General features: G+C 53.8%; 26 protein-coding genes. 3 read left to right on the forward strand and 23 right to left on the reverse strand.

Features of this window, described 5'->3' with window-relative positions:
* Positions 1-4 precede the first annotated feature (4 nt).
* From ACJ8J5_RS11175 to ACJ8J5_RS11200, 6 genes are read right to left on the reverse strand one after another with little or no spacing between them, the layout of a single operon-like run.
* The gene (locus ACJ8J5_RS11175; RefSeq protein ID WP_126178870.1) at positions 5-274 is read right to left on the reverse strand and encodes a hypothetical protein; all 270 of its coding nucleotides are present in this window, start codon (positions 272-274) and stop codon (positions 5-7) included.
* The gene (locus tag ACJ8J5_RS11180) at positions 271-2,613 is read right to left on the reverse strand and encodes a phage tail-collar fiber domain-containing protein (protein ID WP_414104622.1); all 2,343 of its coding nucleotides are present in this window, start codon (positions 2,611-2,613) and stop codon (positions 271-273) included. The genes ACJ8J5_RS11175 and ACJ8J5_RS11180 overlap by 4 nt, the downstream gene beginning before the upstream one ends.
* On the reverse strand, positions 2,610-3,215 hold the full coding sequence (locus ACJ8J5_RS11185; protein ID WP_135638026.1) for a phage tail protein I: 606 nt from the start codon (positions 3,213-3,215) through the stop codon (positions 2,610-2,612). The genes ACJ8J5_RS11180 and ACJ8J5_RS11185 overlap by 4 nt, the downstream gene beginning before the upstream one ends.
* Entirely contained in the window at positions 3,208-4,116 is a 909-nt protein-coding gene (locus ACJ8J5_RS11190; protein WP_126178873.1) for a baseplate assembly protein, read from the reverse strand. Before ACJ8J5_RS11190 ends, ACJ8J5_RS11185 begins: the two co-directional genes overlap by 8 nt.
* A complete protein-coding gene (locus tag ACJ8J5_RS11195) occupies positions 4,113-4,463 on the reverse strand; it encodes a GPW/gp25 family protein (RefSeq protein WP_126178874.1) in 351 nt (116 codons plus the stop codon). The genes ACJ8J5_RS11190 and ACJ8J5_RS11195 overlap by 4 nt, the downstream gene beginning before the upstream one ends.
* Entirely contained in the window at positions 4,460-5,053 is a 594-nt protein-coding gene (locus ACJ8J5_RS11200) for a phage baseplate assembly protein V (RefSeq protein WP_126178875.1), read from the reverse strand. The genes ACJ8J5_RS11195 and ACJ8J5_RS11200 overlap by 4 nt, the downstream gene beginning before the upstream one ends.
* Positions 5,054-5,155: 102 nt before the next feature.
* Here ACJ8J5_RS11200 and ACJ8J5_RS11205 point away from each other — a divergent pair, with 102 nt between their 5' ends.
* Entirely contained in the window at positions 5,156-5,770 is a 615-nt protein-coding gene (locus tag ACJ8J5_RS11205; RefSeq protein ID WP_414104623.1) for a hypothetical protein, read from the forward strand.
* A gap of 14 nt (positions 5,771-5,784) precedes the next feature.
* On the opposite strand, the gene ACJ8J5_RS11210 is transcribed toward ACJ8J5_RS11205, so the two are convergent.
* The 12 genes from ACJ8J5_RS11210 to ACJ8J5_RS11265 form a co-directional block, all read right to left on the reverse strand.
* The gene (locus ACJ8J5_RS11210; RefSeq protein ID WP_414104624.1) at positions 5,785-6,231 is read right to left on the reverse strand and encodes a phage virion morphogenesis protein; all 447 of its coding nucleotides are present in this window, start codon (positions 6,229-6,231) and stop codon (positions 5,785-5,787) included.
* Positions 6,224-6,655 (reverse strand): phage tail protein, encoded by a 432-nt coding sequence (locus ACJ8J5_RS11215; protein WP_306403526.1) that lies wholly within the window; start codon positions 6,653-6,655, stop codon positions 6,224-6,226. The genes ACJ8J5_RS11210 and ACJ8J5_RS11215 overlap by 8 nt, the downstream gene beginning before the upstream one ends.
* Complete coding sequence (lysC, locus tag ACJ8J5_RS11220; protein ID WP_261227758.1) at positions 6,618-6,878, reverse strand: Rz1-like lysis system protein LysC; 261 nt, start codon at positions 6,876-6,878, stop codon at positions 6,618-6,620. Before lysC ends, ACJ8J5_RS11215 begins: the two co-directional genes overlap by 38 nt.
* Entirely contained in the window at positions 6,763-7,221 is a 459-nt protein-coding gene (lysB, locus tag ACJ8J5_RS11225) for an Rz-like lysis system protein LysB (RefSeq protein WP_414104625.1), read from the reverse strand. The genes lysC and lysB overlap by 116 nt, the downstream gene beginning before the upstream one ends.
* The gene (locus ACJ8J5_RS11230) at positions 7,218-7,715 is read right to left on the reverse strand and encodes a glycoside hydrolase family 24 protein (RefSeq protein WP_414104626.1); all 498 of its coding nucleotides are present in this window, start codon (positions 7,713-7,715) and stop codon (positions 7,218-7,220) included. The genes lysB and ACJ8J5_RS11230 overlap by 4 nt, the downstream gene beginning before the upstream one ends.
* On the reverse strand, positions 7,690-8,019 hold the full coding sequence (locus tag ACJ8J5_RS11235; RefSeq protein WP_414104627.1) for a phage holin family protein: 330 nt from the start codon (positions 8,017-8,019) through the stop codon (positions 7,690-7,692). Before ACJ8J5_RS11235 ends, ACJ8J5_RS11230 begins: the two co-directional genes overlap by 26 nt.
* 2 nt (positions 8,020-8,021) lie before the next feature.
* Complete coding sequence (locus tag ACJ8J5_RS11240; protein WP_135638044.1) at positions 8,022-8,390, reverse strand: putative holin; 369 nt, start codon at positions 8,388-8,390, stop codon at positions 8,022-8,024.
* A 4-nt stretch (positions 8,391-8,394) separates the two neighbouring features.
* Complete coding sequence (locus ACJ8J5_RS11245) at positions 8,395-8,598, reverse strand: tail protein X (protein ID WP_414104628.1); 204 nt, start codon at positions 8,596-8,598, stop codon at positions 8,395-8,397.
* Complete coding sequence (locus tag ACJ8J5_RS11250) at positions 8,598-9,062, reverse strand: head completion/stabilization protein (RefSeq protein WP_414104629.1); 465 nt, start codon at positions 9,060-9,062, stop codon at positions 8,598-8,600. Before ACJ8J5_RS11250 ends, ACJ8J5_RS11245 begins: the two co-directional genes overlap by 1 nt.
* 98 nt (positions 9,063-9,160) lie before the next feature.
* The gene (locus ACJ8J5_RS11255) at positions 9,161-9,823 is read right to left on the reverse strand and encodes a terminase endonuclease subunit (RefSeq protein WP_306403532.1); all 663 of its coding nucleotides are present in this window, start codon (positions 9,821-9,823) and stop codon (positions 9,161-9,163) included.
* A gap of 11 nt (positions 9,824-9,834) precedes the next feature.
* Positions 9,835-10,899: a phage major capsid protein, P2 family gene (locus ACJ8J5_RS11260; RefSeq protein ID WP_414104630.1), complete on the reverse strand. Its 1,065-nt coding sequence runs from the start codon at positions 10,897-10,899 to the stop codon at positions 9,835-9,837.
* Between the two features lie 60 nt (positions 10,900-10,959).
* Positions 10,960-11,793 (reverse strand): GPO family capsid scaffolding protein, encoded by an 834-nt coding sequence (locus ACJ8J5_RS11265; RefSeq protein WP_414104631.1) that lies wholly within the window; start codon positions 11,791-11,793, stop codon positions 10,960-10,962.
* A gap of 143 nt (positions 11,794-11,936) precedes the next feature.
* On the opposite strand from ACJ8J5_RS11265, the gene ACJ8J5_RS11270 reads away from it, so the two are divergent.
* Entirely contained in the window at positions 11,937-13,703 is a 1,767-nt protein-coding gene (locus ACJ8J5_RS11270) for a terminase ATPase subunit family protein (RefSeq protein ID WP_414104632.1), read from the forward strand.
* Positions 13,704-14,753 (forward strand): phage portal protein, encoded by a 1,050-nt coding sequence (locus ACJ8J5_RS11275; RefSeq protein ID WP_414104633.1) that lies wholly within the window; start codon positions 13,704-13,706, stop codon positions 14,751-14,753.
* 64 nt (positions 14,754-14,817) lie between these two features.
* Here ACJ8J5_RS11275 and ACJ8J5_RS11280 read toward each other — a convergent pair whose 3' ends face one another.
* The 5 genes from ACJ8J5_RS11280 to ACJ8J5_RS11300 form a co-directional block, all read right to left on the reverse strand.
* Positions 14,818-15,096: a DUF6953 family protein gene (locus ACJ8J5_RS11280; RefSeq protein WP_414104634.1), complete on the reverse strand. Its 279-nt coding sequence runs from the start codon at positions 15,094-15,096 to the stop codon at positions 14,818-14,820.
* A gap of 1 nt (position 15,097) precedes the next feature.
* On the reverse strand, positions 15,098-15,298 hold the full coding sequence (locus ACJ8J5_RS11285) for a hypothetical protein (protein ID WP_414104635.1): 201 nt from the start codon (positions 15,296-15,298) through the stop codon (positions 15,098-15,100).
* Between the two features lie 238 nt (positions 15,299-15,536).
* Positions 15,537-16,370: a hypothetical protein gene (locus ACJ8J5_RS11290; RefSeq protein WP_414104636.1), complete on the reverse strand. Its 834-nt coding sequence runs from the start codon at positions 16,368-16,370 to the stop codon at positions 15,537-15,539.
* On the reverse strand, positions 16,370-16,573 hold the full coding sequence (locus ACJ8J5_RS11295) for a multidrug ABC transporter ATPase (RefSeq protein ID WP_414104637.1): 204 nt from the start codon (positions 16,571-16,573) through the stop codon (positions 16,370-16,372). Before ACJ8J5_RS11295 ends, ACJ8J5_RS11290 begins: the two co-directional genes overlap by 1 nt.
* A gap of 289 nt (positions 16,574-16,862) precedes the next feature.
* Entirely contained in the window at positions 16,863-17,048 is a 186-nt protein-coding gene (locus tag ACJ8J5_RS11300) for a hypothetical protein (RefSeq protein ID WP_414104638.1), read from the reverse strand.
* Positions 17,049-17,062: the final 14 nt, after the last annotated feature.

Consider the following 17,062-nt stretch of genomic DNA (forward strand, 5'->3'; position numbering starts at 1 on the left):
GGCATCACTCCGGCACCCGATCGCCGCCGGCAAATGGCGGTGCATCATCGGTGATAAAGGGGGTTAACTGCGTCAGAATGTTTTCAGACAGTGGCTGATTCCGACGCAATAACAGGTACGGGCGATCGGTGCTGATTAATTGAAATGCCGAGCCGTTGGGCGCATAGACAAACGGCATGCTGTCTTCACCGAGATTAATTTTCAGGAGACTCAGACTCACCAACGTCATAATAACGTCGGTGATGTTTTCAGCGGTGAATGCGTAATCGTTCATATTTGCCTCATATAGACATTTTCAATGCGTATATCTGTCCCGCGCGGTAGCCCGGTAATATCCATGACCAAATAGGCGTGGGTTGCCCAGTCAGGTTTTCGTTCAATCGCGGGGGATTGCCCGGTGTAGCCCTGAAGGTTGACCGGCGCGGTGTATTTTTTCAGCGTGCTGTCCGTGACGCCCGGCAGTGACATTTTATAATCAATAGCCGATTGGTTTCGTATTACCGTGGGCTCAATGCTGTTGTTGGCGCCGTACATTTCCAGCTGCGCCCAAAACAGCGTGAACCGCAGCTGATGCCCATCACCGACATACGTTTTAAACGTTGAGTTAAAAACAACCGTGCCGTCGCCGCGCAATGGGATCACGCCCACCACGGCTGCATATTTACCGCCGCTCTCTTCTGATGACGTCGCGAGTGATACATAGCTGACCGCGCGCGTCAGGCTAAAATGCGAGGAATCATCCGTTCCATAGCCCCACCGGCTTTTTCTGACCGGGGTTTTCGTTCCCTCTGGGGGGATAACCCAGGCTTCAACCGTCCATTTTGAGCCATTGCCCAGCGCGTAATTGCCGCCGTCCAGAAAGTTATCATTCGACTCGGTTCTGACCGTGGTCAGCATGTTCGGCCAACCCGGCGTGATCTGGGTATTTATCATTGATACGTGCCCGGTGCCGTCTATCCACCCCTTAATGTCCTGGCTGTCCGTCGATGCACCGAACCGCTCCATGATGCAGCGATCGAACGTGACGCGAGACATATTGCCAAACAAGAACGGGTGATGTGTCGCCAGTGTATTGCCGGCTTTGAATGTAAATTTTGTGCGGTAAAAATTCATTGCGACCGTGCAGTCATTAGCGACGGTAATGACGTAATAATTCGGCCCGTACCCCTCAAACCAACAGTCACTGAAATCAGCGCGGCCACCGCCGCCAGCGTCAACAATGACGTATTCCTTATAGGGATAGTCAAATGAGCAATTGGTAAATATCGTGTGCCCGCCACGCAGTACCAGAAAGTTATTACTCTGCGCAAATACACAGGTGATGAAATTAATTTGCTCACCGGCATTTCGCTTTCCTTTGGGGTAGAGGAAGCAAACGTCGAGGTGATTGAAGTGATAGTCGTAATATTTCAGATAATAGGTGTTGTCCCCGACGGTGATGCCGCGCGCGAAGTTTTCCGCACTGCCACCAATAAATGACAGGGAGTTGCGGGCATAGGGGTAACTGAATTCGTCAAGGAACGTCATGAAATCGATGTTTGACGCCGGGCCAGGCCCGATGGCGCGCAGGTTATAGACGGACATGTTGCCGGCCGTGTAGCCGCGCATGTTCATCCAGGTGATCGCCGTCGCGCGCTCTCCCTCCTGGGCGCTGATGCTGAATTTGAGCAGTGAGCCGGTGAAATCGTAATCGACGGTTTTTGTCGGGAACACCAGGGGCTTTGTAATGAGGTAGGTTCCCTGCGGGCAGCGGAACACCCCCGACATCATCACCTGGCGGGACTCGTTGACCACTGCCCGGCTGTGCGCATAATCAACGGCGCGCTGGATGGCATCGCTGTCGTCGGCGATGCCATCGCCGATAGCGCCGAACATCTGCGGTGTGACCTCGCCAGGGCGCTCCAGCTGGCGCTCATAATGTTCGCCGGCGACGGTCAACACGTTCACACCACCATCATCGGTAGCGGCAGCAGACTGGCGGCGATAGAACTCACCGTTGCCGAGCGTTTTCCCGGCATGGAATCCCCTCAACTGGACGCGCTGTCCCGATTGTTCCGGCGTCACCGCCCTCAGTGCGTCTATACTGGCCAGCTGCCCGATTTCACGCGCACCGGTTGGGCTTCTAATTTCATCACGTACGATAGCGGCTTGCCCTTCGGCATAATCGCGGGTCGCCAGTACGCGATTGGGGTCAAGGTCGAGATTAACGATATCGGCGTTACCCACTTTCAGCATCATGCTGACGGTGGGTGTTCGTCCGGCCCCCTCAACCAGCAGCGGCTTATAAAAGTCCGGGCAGTTGCCGACGGCAATGAGCTGGCCGGCATCATCGAATAATCCCATTTCGCGCACCCACCAACCGCCGACGGCTTCCGGGATCACCATTTCGGCAATAATCTGTTGCCCGTTCTCCGGGTCGATTGTGAGTCCTGTCAGTCCGTCCCGGTAGGTTTCGTTGGCGAGCTGCGTTTGCGCGGGGTCTGGCACGGGCAGGGTTCCACCACCGTCACCGACGGCCATTTGAGTCACCGCCAGCTTGTTGCCGGTTGCGGTGGCCTCTGCCATGGAGTTGATGCCGATATCGGTGAGAATAACGGTATATTTATTGGTCATGATGTAACTCGCACTTTATCAATGACATGTATTGCAGCGCCGCTGAGCACACCGGCACCGGCACGCATGGTGCTGACATAGTTGGGGTAAATCGTCATTTCATCGCCAGTGAGCATGGCCGCGGCGGCATAGTATTCGCCGCGCGTCGTGGTCGATATGGTCACGCCGGCCAAATGGCGGCTGACCGGTCTGGCATCGCCGATCAGTCGCTCTAACTCATTCAGTAAATCGTCGGTGACGCCGACTTCATTAATATCGACAGTTAAACTGAACGTGCCGCGTGGCCCTGCGACCTCCCACCACTCAGCGATCGACATTGAAAACCCCATTGCTTCAATGACGCGCCGGATTGCGGCAACTGTTCCCTTTCGGCGATGTATGTAAAAGGCATCCGTCACGGCCTTGCGCTTCTCTGCCGCCGTCCATTTCTCGTCCCAGCGGTCTACAGAAAATGCCCAGGCCAGATAAGGCAAAAACTTTACCGGGCAGCGCGCCGGGTTCCACAGGTCACGCAGCGGGACGTTCAGATCGCTGATGCCGGCGCAAGCTTCCGCCGCGCGCCGCTCAAGCGGTGATGAACCAGGTGGCAACAGGCTATTCATCTGAACCGCCGATCCTGATGTGGTAATCGGTGCAGTTGGCGGCCTGGGTACGATCAAGCACCACGTCAGCGAGTGGCGCGGCCAGTTCAACACGCTGCACGCCTTGGGTATGCAGTGCGGCATAGATGGCTGATAGCCTAATATCGCGGCCCAGCCGGTGCTGCTCGTTGATGTAGTTTTTTAGACGCAGTTCGGCATCGGCCATGATCGGCTCAATCGCCGGGCCGGGGTAAACGTAGAGCATGGCATCAATTTGATAGTTAACAATTTTTGCAGACTGCACGGTCAGGCGGTCGGCAACTGGGCGGACTTCCTCGTCATTCAGTGCGGCGCTGACGGCGGCAAGCAGCTCCGGCGATGCTGTGCCGTCGCCGTCGCGGGACAGCACACTGATGGTGACTTCTGCCGGTGCAGGGCTGATCGCCGAGGCGTCGGCAACTTTGCCATCGGCGCTTAGTGCGTGGAACTCATAGGCGCCGGTTGGTCCGGCGACGCTCATTCCCTCAAACGCTGCCGGGATACGCTGGCGAAAATCTGCATCTGATTCCATCACTGCCTCAACAGGCGGGATGGCTTCGCTGTCGGCTTGGGTGATCACCAGTCGCGGTGTGTTGTTGTTGGCGCCAAGCTGGTCGAGGTCGCTACCGATGGCATACGCCACCATGACGGCCTGTGCAGCCTCGTTGATGCGCTGGCGCAACAGCATTTCCCTATAAGCATTTTCCTGCAGCAGCATCACGATCGGCTCAGATTCCAGCTCCAGAGTGCGCGCTATGGCCTCGCGCTGATCGTCAGGATAGAGCTCAAGCAAGCGCGCCTTTCTGTCCTCAAGCAGGTCTTCAAAGCTCAGGGTTTCAACCGCCTGGGGTGGCGGCAGTTGCGAAAGGTCGATCACACTCATGATGAGCTCCCGTAAGGAATTGAAATATTGATGCTCGCCGTGGTGTCGTTCCTGCTGCCGGAGACGTCCACTATCATTTGGCCGCCGATCTGCGTGGTTACAGTGACTGCTGTCAGTGATACGCGCGGCTCCCAGCGGTTAATGGCGCTGTATGCCGCGGCCATCAACTGCAATCTGGTTGTATCGTTTTGAGGCTGGTCGATCAGCTCGGATATCAGCGAGCCGAACGGGCGCCGGGTGATCCTGCTGCCGATTGGGGTCAGCAAAATCTTGCTGATTGACTGACGAATATGATCAATATCTTCGACGGCGTGGCCGCTGTTGGTGTTCATGCCCTGATACATCATTTCACAGGTCCTCCCGACTCCCCGCCGCCTGTCTGCACCCCACTGTGCGCATGCTCATCAACGACAACGCCATTAGATGTGAAGTGACCGGCGGTGTGGGTGATGTCTCCCTTCATCGTTCCGCCCTCAGTCACTGATAGTTGTGCTGTTTCCAGCAGTTGAGTGCAGGTGACTTTTGGTGTTTCCAATCTGATCCCTGTAGCCGCCTTAAATAGCGCCGTCTTCACACCCTCGACGGTCAGGGCGCCGGCCTCGGGGTCATAACTGAACTTTGCGCCGTCGGGAAACTCCGCAACCAAGGCGGCCACAGAATCAGAGGGGGCGGGGTGGGCATCCGAAAAAATGGCCGGCAGAACAAACGCGGTGGTCAACTCGCCCGCCATGCTCAAGATCAGCACCTGCTCCCCGACCGACGGCGCCCACCATGTGCGTGCACTGCCCGCGCGCATGGTTAGCCATTTGAGCGGGGTGGTTTCAAGTCCGCCCGTTTGCACGCGGCATAGGCCGTTCTCTGTATCGACCTCGGAGATGGTTCCGATTCGGATCAGATTTGTCAGCAGGCGCAGGAGTTCAGAAAGTTGTGTGTTCATTGGCTCAGCTTGGCATGTGCCCAGCGCGAGCTGCATGTTGCAGGCATTGTGTGGTGTCTGGCACAATAGCTTAGGATTATTATAAAAAACATGGGTTCTTTGATGGAAATTAAATGGTTGACTCGGGTATCTGCATCTATAAAAACAATCACTATAAAAATGATAATTTTTTTAAAGACTATCTTTGTGATATTCCCTGATTTATTTTTAAGAAAAGTATTTAAGTTAGGTTTTGTTTTAGATGTTAAATTCCTATTTAAGTATAATGGTGATGCAAATGAATTAGATGCTGCGGCCAAGCGACTACAAATGCTTGTCCAGAAGTTGATATTTGCTTCTTTGACAATTGTCCTTGCTCTTAAGGGTGGTTTTGAGTTTCTTCAAACAATACATTGGGTTGATGTTCGCGTGAATTATCAATATCTAATGGGGCCACGTACTTTTATTGAGCATATTTTGGCTATAAACACCCTGCAGTATGTTGCCAAGGCTCTCGCGGTGTCATGTGGGGTTCAGCTAGCATATATGCTTGTTACGGATGGACCTGATGAAGCAGTTGAGCCCCTGATGCTAGGGATAGCTTCGGCAATATTGTTAATCCTCTCGTCTACAAGTGAATGGGATTTCAACCATGCGGTTGCAATTTTCTTACTAGTTTTGACTATTCCAATGTTGTATTTGATAGCCAAGAAAATTAAAAATGACCAAAATAAATGAAAGCAATAGATGTTTTATCTACTCAAGTGAGTAAGCAATATATCGCCGACGGCGGTGATGGCTGGATCATTCAGCCCAAGTAATTGGCGAGCGTCGTATTTCACGGTTGGGCCGCGCTTGCTTACTTTGTCTCGCAGCCCGTAATGATGCACGCGCGCAATGTGCATAACACCACCGGCAAAGTAAACGGCGGCTTCGTCTGCCGTAGTTGCTGTTTTCATAAAGCGAGTGGTCTGCAGCTTGCTAAACATTTTCCTGCGTATCCGCCCCTTTTTGCTGCGGCCTTGTGGTTTTCGCTCGGCGTAGGGGGTTCCGTCCGGGTTGCGCTGCTGGCTGATCTGCAGGCGCTGTCGGCGGCGTAATTCATTAGCCCACTGGCGAGTTAACTTTTTCCTCGCCGCTGGGGTTAGCTGTGAGGCGAGGGCGGCCAGCCAGTCTTCAATCTGAATAAAGTCACTCATTAGGCGCCCACGGATCGGCGTAAGGTGGTTCTGGCTCAGGCACTGCCTCTACAACCATTTGGCCTCCTGCCTCTTTCACGATCACGCGCTCTGTTAGCTTCAGGTTTATGCTGATGTCACAAGTGGTGTTATTCAGAATATCCACTTCAAACGTGAAGCCCTTATCTCTGCCGTCTGGGTTTGCCATGATGTCCGGCTGGTTGCGGCGAAGCCAATACAAAATCACTGCGTTCAGTAGATTTTGATCCGCTGAAAAGTCGGTTATCACCAGGTTGAGTGTGTACTGGTATTCGAATGAAATGGTTGGCGCCAGGCTGGAAACAACGGCCCCTTCATCAACAAAAATGTGCAGTTTATCTGGGTTTTTCCCCAGATATTCGATCCCGTTAGAGAGGGCGTTTCTCAGTGATTCCGGCTTGTTCATCGTTTTTATCCTGGCATTGAATAATGGCATCGACCTGATCAGCGCACATCGCCCAAGCCGCCTCCACGCGGCTCTTTTCTCGCTCCAGGTCCCCGTTGGTGAGCGGGTTACTGGCCGGTAACTGGCAGGCGATCAACCTCGGACAGCCAGGCTCGATAAGCCGCACCTCCGGTGATTGCCTGGCGGGCGTGCAGGCGCACAACATCAGAAGGCAAGCGGCCATCAGCCCAGGCTTTAAGCTCTGCATTTTCACGGTATAACCTCGTAATCAGATTTTCTCGTTGTGACAGAAGGGCGGCTGTGTTGGTCATCTGCTGGCGCAACTCGGCCTGCGCCCGGTTGTTGTTGCTGGCGATCAAACTCAGGGTTATCAGCTCTGCATTTTTAGCTGATAGCTGCGCTTCCATCCCCTGTATGGTTTTTCCCTGCGCCTTGATGATCCCTTGCTGATCGCTGACCGCCTTTTCATAGGCGCCCAAGCGCCAGGTTTGCCACCCTAACGCCGCGGCGAGAGCCAGGCCGATGGCGGCCACGACCAACCAACTGCGCGGAATGACGCCGGTCATGCCAGCGCCCCGCCATAACTGACGTATTTTTTCAGAAGGGTTTCAAGCTTGTGCTCGGGCTGGCCATATCCGGCACCCGGAAGGCTCGCCCAGATATTGCGGCACTTTCTCAGCGCCAACTCTATCCGTCCGGCGTTGACGTCAGCCAAGGCGCCGCGCTCGCGGATTAGTTGGATGGCCCATTTGTCCTGTGATACCGGCCCAAAGTCCGGCAACTTCAGCGCGATCCGGTAATGGTCCCAATCCCTGATCAAAAACTGGTAGCCGCCTGATGCCGTGCTGCGCTGCCCGCGACTGTTAAATACCTTTCCTGGGCGCCCGCCAGCGAACGGGTGATCTCTGTAGTTGGAAAAGGTCTCTGCCTTGCCGTCGATACCTGTCACGATCACGTTGTAACCGTCATCGGACCGAGCCAAAAGCGCGGCGCCAATTTCACTGAATCGTAGCGTGTCCAGGTAGGCATTGATGTTAGGAGTGGTGACGATGCGGGCCATTTTTCCCCCTGGCTTTTTGCTTGGCTGGTGCCCGCTCTTTTGCCGCGGGCAGCGATGGAATTATCGCCATGATGTTCCCGCTCGAACGGGTAAGTGCCATCAGGATCATGAAACTGAAAAGGGCGGTCAGTGCCCCCGACTGCGGAAAGCGGCCGAACGCGGAAAAAATTGGCACGGCGGCGCAAATCATGATCACGACGTAGGCGACACCGCTGGCCCACGGTTTATGCGTTGCACCTCTGCGCTGGAAAGCCAGCAGGCGGCCGGCAATGAGCAAGCAGATAATCGACGTTATCCAGTGCATGGTTATTTCCCCCTGAATATGCGGAAAATCGGGCTATCCCCGTCCAGCTTCTGCAAGGCGACCAACAGGATTTTGATGGCCACACCTGCGGCGACAAACGCGCCGGCGCCCAGCTTTACTTCAACATCCAGCCCGGTAGCCTTCTTCAGCAGCGCTGCCGCCATCGGCGCGAACAAGCAACCGGCAATAAAGCTACTAATCCAGAGCGCGCCGCGGCGCTTCAGAGTCAACTCCTGCGACGCCAACACAAACAATGAAGCGCCACCAAAGGCGCCAAGAACAATTGGCGCGGCGTCGCCAGACAAGACGGAGAGAAGGGTGATCCCGCCAAACGTGAATAACGTGGTGCCGCTTGTTACTGGTTCGCCCATGACATCAATCCCAAAGTTGAATAATTTGCTGTGTAGGGGGCGGCGCAATGTCCGGCATTTCTACCGGCGTGCCGTGCGGAATAAATGGCCCGATTTCTGCCAGGCCTGGATTGGCCAATAAAACGACTTCAGATAGCCCCGCGGTGCGGCCATAGTGGCGCCAGCACAGCTCATCAACGGTGTCGTTTTGGTGGGCTATCACTTTCATCAGATCAGCTCTACTGTCATGTGTTTTTCGCCCTGGATCAGCCGCATGGCCCAGCGAGCATCCCGCCAGAGCTCATCAATGGATTCGTCCATTTCGTCGGCTCGCTTCCCGCCGGCCCCGGTGGCATCAAAATCGCGATACTGTCCGTTTAAATTGGCCTTTGTGATGCAGTACACCGCGCGGTTGTAGTGCTGAAGCAAAACGCTTTCGCCGTCCAACTCCTCTGCCGGCACATTTTCCAGAGCGGTAAAGCCGGCGTTCTGCTGTGCCTGTCGCCACAGGGTCAATTCGCCATTCACTTCCGCAATAGCATTCAGCGCTGCATGGCGCAGGCGCTGCGGGGTGAATGTGCCATCGGTCCTGATGGACTCCTGCAAATCGGACAGATCGACATCCGGCCAAAATTGTGTGTTCTTGATTACCTGTTTTTCCTCGCCGGCCTGGCCTGGCGCTACAAATTTCATGGGCAGGGCTCTCAATGGGTGGGCGGTGGACGGGCGTATTGATGCGGTATAAAACCTGTCGCAACGCCCGTGCCGCCCCGCGCGTGGGCACGTTCGGTTTAGCCGTTCTCGGCCTTCTTCAACTCGCGTTCGAGTCGTTCAATGTCTTTTTTCACACCAACCCGCTCATGCAACTGGAAGGCGCGGTTTAACTGGTTGAGCGCTAACTCAGGCTGTTCGTTATCCCGCAATCCGTAGCCCATGACTTTGTGCAACTTGGCGCGCACTTCATCTGGCATGTCGTGGTCTTCAATCAGATCCATGAGGCGCGTCAGGATGGAGAGATTTACCGGCTGCTTAGCGTCGTAGGCTTTCAGGGCACTGTCCGCGATCTCTTCGGCCACCGCACAGGCGGTTTGGCGTGCATATCGGCTTGGCATGACCAGCCCATGCTTGAGCGCGTACTCCGCGATGTCGATGGCGCCGTTGTAGTCGCCGGCGTCGATGCGCCAGACCATCACATGCATAATTACGTCATCTTGCGCACCCATGCCGGTCTGCAGCACTCCGGCCACCCATGGAGAGTAATGGGGGAGAACTTCGCGCTTAACTTCGGCTTTTTTCTCCTGAGATTGCACCCGCTTCAATCGGCGGCTGTCTTCTTCAATCTTCAGGAGCATCATTTCATAGCCATTGGCATGGCGGCTTAGAGCGCCGCCCTGGCGGGCGGCCTCTTTTGCTTGCACATAGACCATATGGCGCTGCGCTGGGCTCAGGGTCATCAGTTAACCCCTTATTCGCCCGCCGGTGCTTCCGGCGCTGGCGCCGCAAACTTACCTAGTTTGATGTTTTCGATCAGGCAACCACAGCCATAATCTTCAACAACATAGGCCTCGTTGACCGATTCGAAGTTTTCGATGCGGTCGCGTTTCGGGTTGTCGATGATCAGGCGGCGGCGGGTGTCTTCCTGCCAGTATATGGACAGGTTATCCAGGCGGGTAATCAGCATGGCGTTGGCCGGGAAGAAGGGCGCGCGAACAGCCTGCAGGCCGCCCATGCGTTTCTGACTGATAATCAGATCAGCGGCCAGCGCTTCGGTGTTTGGCTGCGACTGGTTCACCAACGGGAAGTATTTATCCGCCAGCAGGCCGCGGCCGCAAATCACCACCAGATCGGTATCATCCTGGAACCACGGATCGATCAGGTTGTTCACTGCGTCCATCACCACCGCATCCAGGTTTGCAAAGTCACCGTTCTCACCCACACGGATCACAGGTGAAACCACGGCCCCTTCGTCATCCAGGATTTTATCCATCACGCGCGCCGGGGCGTCGGTACGGTATTTCTGCAGCCAGCCAATGTTAACGTCCTGTAGTAATGGGTTGGCGGTTCGGTTCGAGGTTTTTTCGCGCTTCAGGCCGTTAAACCCGATCATGATGCGGTCCAGCGCTTGGCGTAACACGATGGCGTTACGGATACGCAGCTGGAAATCCTGGAACTTGGCCCATAGGTCCAATTTGCTGTAGGTGATCGAGGTGTCGAAGTTGGTTTGCTCGCACTTGTACTCGATGGAGTCCAGACCGCTCGGATCCGTTGTTTCGCGCTCTTTGGTTGATGTGTCCGTGGTGCTGGCGATAGTGGAGCCGATACCAAGGCCCAGGCGCTGCCCGGATTGTTCAGTAACCTGAACGATATTAACCCGCTGCAGGAATGCGGCGCTCTCCTGGATCTTATCCTCCAGTTTTTGCGCCACGGACGGCTCTACCGCAAACTTGGCGCTGAGCTCGACGGTTACGCCGTTCAGCTCGCCCAGCGTGGTCAGGTAGGCGTTAAATTTAAATCGCGTTTCATTGCGCATAATCAGTAAGTCTCCGTAATCAGTTTTCTATGCCCTATGGGGTATGCCGTGGCTCTGCGTTTAGCAGTCGGTTTTTTCGCCGCCGCTATCACCGCCACCGCCAGGTGTTACCGGGCGAAACTTCGGATTGCTGTCCTGCTTGCTCAGGTTGGCCTGCAGGTCGTTGAGCTGCTTGCTTAGCGCATTGAACTTGGCTTCCAGTGCGGGCACCTTTTCGGCCGTGACATTGAGCTTGGCGACGCTATCGCCGATGCTTTGCACTTCGCCGGCGACCAGCTCCACCGCCTGATTCACGTCAGAAAAACGCGCGTCATCACTGGCGTTGCACTTGGCGAACATCGCCGTGATGCGGGACAGCAGGCCGGGCCTTTGGTCTTCCTGTTCAACAAATTCGATCAGAGCTTCTTCTGCTGCGGTGAAGAGGTTGTCTTTATGCTGTTTGCGGTTAGCCAGTGGGTTTGCGGATGCGGATGCACTGAAGGCCAGATATTCGGTCCCCAGGCTGGCTGGGTCGTCGGTTACGGCCAGGCCGATCAAGTAGGCTTCGCCGGTATCGGCAAATTTGGGGTTTACCTCGATCGAGGTGTAAACCTTTTGCGCTTGCTTAACCATTTCGACTAGGTCCGCGGTTGGTGCGATGTCGCCATAAAGCGCCATCTTCCCGGCCAGTGGACCTTCGGTAATTTCCTCTGCTGTCAGGCCGGTTACATCACCGAAACGACGGAAGGAGCTATCGGGGTGATATCCCTTGATGTGTTCCAGATTTACCCGCGCGCCATATACGGATGGGTTGTAGTTCTTGGCCATCTGCGTCAGCCATTCGCGGCTAATGTTGCGGCCGTCGGTTGTCGCACCCTCTACGGCAATACGAAAACGCTTTGATTTAAGTGTCATTAGTCTGTTCCGGTCAGTGTCGGTAATCGGTCAGGCTTATGGTTGCGGCGAACAGGGAGGGGAGACAACGAAAGGGCATTGTGTGGTGTTTGGCACAATGGCCGGGAAGGGATGGCGGCGCGGCCGGTCGGTAGTCTGGCGCCATGACAACGACGACGCTCAACACCGATCTCGATCCCCGCAGACAGGCGATGTTCCTGTACTTTCAGGGGTTACGCATATCCCGCATTGCTGAAATGCTGGGAGAGAAGGCTGCAACAGTACACAGCTGGAAGAAACGCGACAAGTGGGGGAGTATTGGCCCGCTTGAGCAAATGCAACTTACCACAACAGCGCGCTATTGCCAGCTGGTGATGAAGGAGCACAAAGAAGGGAAAGACTTCAAGGAAATCGACCTGATCGCCCGCCAGGGGGAGCGGCTTGCCAGGATCGGGAAATTCAATAGCGGCGGCAATGAAGCCGACTTAAACCCGAACGTGGGCAACCGCAACAGCGGCCCGCGCAAGGCGCCTGAGAAGAATGTTTTCAGCGACGAACAGACGGAAAAACTGATCGAAATTTTCCATGATTCCCTGTTCAAATATCAACGCAACTGGTTTGAAGCCGGCGCCAAACACCGCATTCGCAACCTGCTGAAGTCCCGCCAGATCGGCGCGACTTTCTACTTTGCGCGCGAAGCCCTGATTGATGCCATCACTACAGGCCGAAACCAAATCTTCCTGTCAGCGAGTAAGGCGCAGGCGCACGTTTTCAAGCAGTACATCATCGAGTTTGCCCGCGAAGTGGATGTTGAGTTGAAGGGCGACCCGATGACCCTCGGCAACGGTGCGTGCCTCTATTTCCTCGGCACAAATGCCCGCACCGCGCAGAGTTATCACGGCAACCTGTACCTGGATGAGTATTTTTGGATCCCTCGCTTCCAGGAGCTGCGCAAAGTTGCCTCCGGCATGGCGCTGCATAAGAAATGGCGCCAGACGTACTTTTCAACGCCGTCGAGCCTTACCCATAGCGCCTACCCATTCTGGTCCGGCGCCCTGTACAACAAAGGCCGCGCCAAGGCTGATCGGGTTGATATCGATCTTACCCATGCCAACCTGGCGCGCGGCGTTCTCTGCCCGGATGGTCAGTACCGCCAAATAATCACCGTTGAAGATGCAGTTAACGGCGGATGCAACCTGTTTGACCTTGATCAGCTACGGCTTGAATACGGCCCGGAGGATTATCAAAACCTGCTGATGTGTGAATTTATCGACGATATGGCGTCGGTGTTCCCGCTCACTGAAATGCAGGGGTGCATGGTCGATAGTTGGGAGCAGTGGGACGATTTCGAAGCGCTGGCCATCAGGCCTTTCGGCTATCGGCCGGTGTGGATCGGTTATGACCCGGCCAAAGGCTCTGCGTCAGGTGACAGTGCCGGTTGCGTGGTTGTGGCGCCGCCGATGGTTCCGGGTGGGAAATTCCGCATTTTGGAGCGCCACCAGTGGCGCGGCATGGACTTTGCCGCCCAGGCGAAAAGCATCAAGCTTTTGACAGAATGCTACAACGTTCAGTACATCGGCATTGACTCCACCGGCGTTGGCCATGGCGTTTATCAGCTGGTGAAGCAGTTCTTCCCTGCGGTGCGGGAGTTTGTCTATCGCCCGGAGGTGAAAAACGCCCTGGTGCTGAAAGCCAAAGACATCATCACACACCGGCGCCTGGAGTATGACGCCGGACACACCGACATCACCCAATCCTTTATGGCTATCCGCAAGGCGATGACCGCCAGCGGTAGCCGGCCAACGTATGAAGCTAGCCGCAGCGAAGAAGCCAGCCATGCCGACCTGGCGTGGGCAACTATGCATGCGCTGCTCAATGAACCGCTCGAAGGCGTCACGGCGGGCAACAGCAACATTGTGGAGATTTTTTAAATGAGCAAGCGTCATAAAAAGCGCGCATTACCGCCAGTTCACGCCCATAAACAAGCCTCCGGCGCGGCAGGGGTTGAAGCATTTACCTTTGGCGATCCCGTCCCGGTGCTCGACCGCCGGGAGATGCTTGATTACGTCGAGTGCGTGCGCATGGATAAATGGTATGAACCGCCGATCAGTTTTGATGGTTTGGCCAGGACGTTCCGCGCTACGGTTCACCATAGCTCACCGCTGTATGTGAAGCGCAATATCTTGACCAGCACATTTAAGCCGCATCGTCTGCTGAGTCAGCAGGCCTTCAGCCGTTTCGTGCAGGATTACCTGGTGTTTGGCAACGCCTATTTGGAGTTGCGGACCAACCGCCTCGGCGGCCCGATGGAACTTAAGCCCTCCCTGGCAAAATACACTCGCCGCGGCGTCGATCTGGATACCTATTGGTTTGTGCAGTATGGCCTGGGTGTTGACCCTTACCAATTCGACGCCGATAGCGTGTTTCACCTGCTGGAGCCTGATATCAACCAGGAGATCTACGGCTTGCCAGAATATCTGTCTGCGCTTAACTCGGCATGGCTCAATGAATCGGCCACTCTGTTCCGCCGCAAGTATTACCAGAACGGGAGTCACGCTGGCTTCATCATGTACATGAGCGACGCGGCCGCTAGCCAGACTGATGTGGATAATATCCGCAACGCTATGAAAGGTGCGCGCGGGCCTGGCAACTTCCGCAACCTGTTCATGTACTCGCCGAACGGTAAGAAGGATGGCATTCAGATCATCCCGCTGAGCGAGGTGGCAGCGAAGGATGAGTTCTGGAATATTAAAAACGTCACTCGTGATGACCAGTTACACGCGCACCGTGTGCCGCCGCAACTGATGTGCATCGTGCCGGAAAATGCCAGCGGGTTCGGCAACGTGAAAGAGGCGAGCGAGGTGTTTGTTCGCAATGAGCTGATACCGCTGCAGAGGCGGATGCAGGAGTTAAACGACTGGATCGGGGAGAAGGTGATCACCTTTGAAGCTTATAATCTAAATATTGAACATGCTAATTAATCGCTGTGTTATACAAATCAATTAAAATATTCTCTTCATTAAGGCCGCCGCGATGGCGGCCTTATTATTGTTGACGTCCAGGAAGGTCAGACTCATATCTTAATCGCCAAGCTTTATCTTCTCTATCCCATACCACATCTTTCTCAGAGGCTTTTCGAAATAATGCTAGAATCTTACGGTTGATGCCATAGTTTCCTTGATCATTCATATTGACGAAGTCATCACCATCACCATAGTAAGTGATAATGTGATCGACAACCTCATGTTGATACAAGATTTCTTGGGTATTAACAGTTGTAACCATCCATTTTACAATGCTTTCTAATTGCGATTGTAATGTCACATCAGTCTTCTTCTTTGTCGTCTTTAACTTTCCTCACGAACAATTCAAGGGTGTCTTCATGGAAAACGCCTTTGTTCAGCTTGGACCCAATAAACCATGTGCAGTTTACCATTGGTGAACTTCCGTTGTAGTGATCCACCACCATTAGTGGTCCTACGCCAGTCACATGCTTTACTTTTTGACCTGGAGTATATTTAGCCATGCATATTTCCCTTAAAAAATATTTGCACCTTGCTGTGACAGCATAGGATTATTTTCTTATGAAGTAAACCTATTGGCGCGCAATCGTAGCCCCGCCACGCCTGCCCGCTTTTTGTATGGGTTTTCATGCAGGTGCCCGAATAGCAGAAGGGCGCGCCATTACTGGAGCGCCCGACTGTTTTAGATCCTTTTTTGATCCTGCGAATTCATGCAGCATAGATATGCACTACGCGGATTCGTCAGCTGTCTTGCTTAGTCGCTCGCTGAGCTCGGGAAGTAGTGCGCGGAGTTCGGCCAAGGGATTTGCAATTTTGCCGATCCCGTTCTTCATCTTGCTTGAATTTGTTGTAGGTTTCAGTATCGAAAAATGACAAAGTTTCAACCTCATCTTTCGGCACGAGCACCCTAAAGTCACTAATGTTCAAGTGTGACAAACCACCAATTACGCCACTTTCTAAATAATGAGCGTGATAGTTTGTTGTGATATTGATGGTCAGATCATCTTTGTCACGGTGGCCACTAAGCATGGGCAGGATTTCCAGATGATCTGACATGCCGTGCTCAAGGGCGGGGCAGGTTACTAAACCCACGTAAATCTTACGGGAGGATAGGGTTATAATGATTGGGAACTGACGAGCGGAAGCCTCCATAAGCATTGCTTCGAACGAGTTATTACCAACGGCTTTTGCCAAGGCATCCCATCGCCGATCCCCTTTCGAGGTTTTCCTTTTACTCCACCAACCACAGAGCGCGGAGAGTGATATGGATATCACAACCCAGGCCATTTGCTTGATCTCGTTATTCCTCTGAGCTTTATCCGTTGTCGTTGAAACAACGCCATTAAAACTGTCGGTGGTAAGGTGTAAGAGCTTGGCTACCCAGCGGAACACACCGGTGGCGTTCAAAATGAAGCATAAGAAACCGCCGACGAGGAAGAACACAATTCCCCAAGCAGCGACAAAAAAATAAGCGTCCCAGCCATTGGAACGCTTATATCTATATCTTGTTGATAATGAAAGGTTTACAAAAATAAACCCACTTACCAATATCACTGAAAGCAGAATTGTTGCCATTATCTTCTTCTGTTGTATTTTTGTACTTTAATCGTTGCCAGCTTATCCATCTGGTCATTAATGGCCTTGATTGCTTCTTCATTAGAAAGGTCGACAGAGACGAATCCATCTTTGCTCAAGTTGAGCTTTTCTTTGTTTTCCTTGAGGATTTTAGCAAGCCTTTCTGTTGGGTTGCCGAGCCTCAGTGCTGCTAGAGTTGTCATAACCCCTCCTTAAATGGCGCAATATTATACAGATTGCGCAGTGCTCCTACAAGAAAAATAGCCATCCACTCCTCAAACAGGTAAATCGGCTATTCGTTGCACTGACTTAACTTAAGTCGACTTCATTGAGTATTGCAAGCCTTTTCGGCAACTTCATCAATGATTCATATTGCATTTACAGTAGGTGTTTAGCCCATGTTTATCTTCGTCCAAGATGCACCAGTAGCCCAAGTAGTCGTTGGCGTGAGCCGCAAGCAGTCAAAGTCTCGTCGCTACGACGCGCCATAATTTAGCCCCTGTCTGCATTGTAAAAAATTCCGTCGTAGTCTTTTTCTGGTAGAACCTCGTTGGACAGATCGACGATCATGCCCAAGGCAAGTTTTAGATCAGAAGCATGCCGGGGGGCGATAAGGGAAAGTTCTGCAATAAACCGAACGCGCGTCAAAGTTTGTTTTTGTTTTTCAAGTGATTCCATCACTGCCTCCATAC

Origin of the sequence: Serratia sp. CY43202 (genome assembly GCF_052168755.1) — a bacterium.
GTDB lineage: Bacteria > Pseudomonadota > Gammaproteobacteria > Enterobacterales > Enterobacteriaceae > Serratia > Serratia bockelmannii.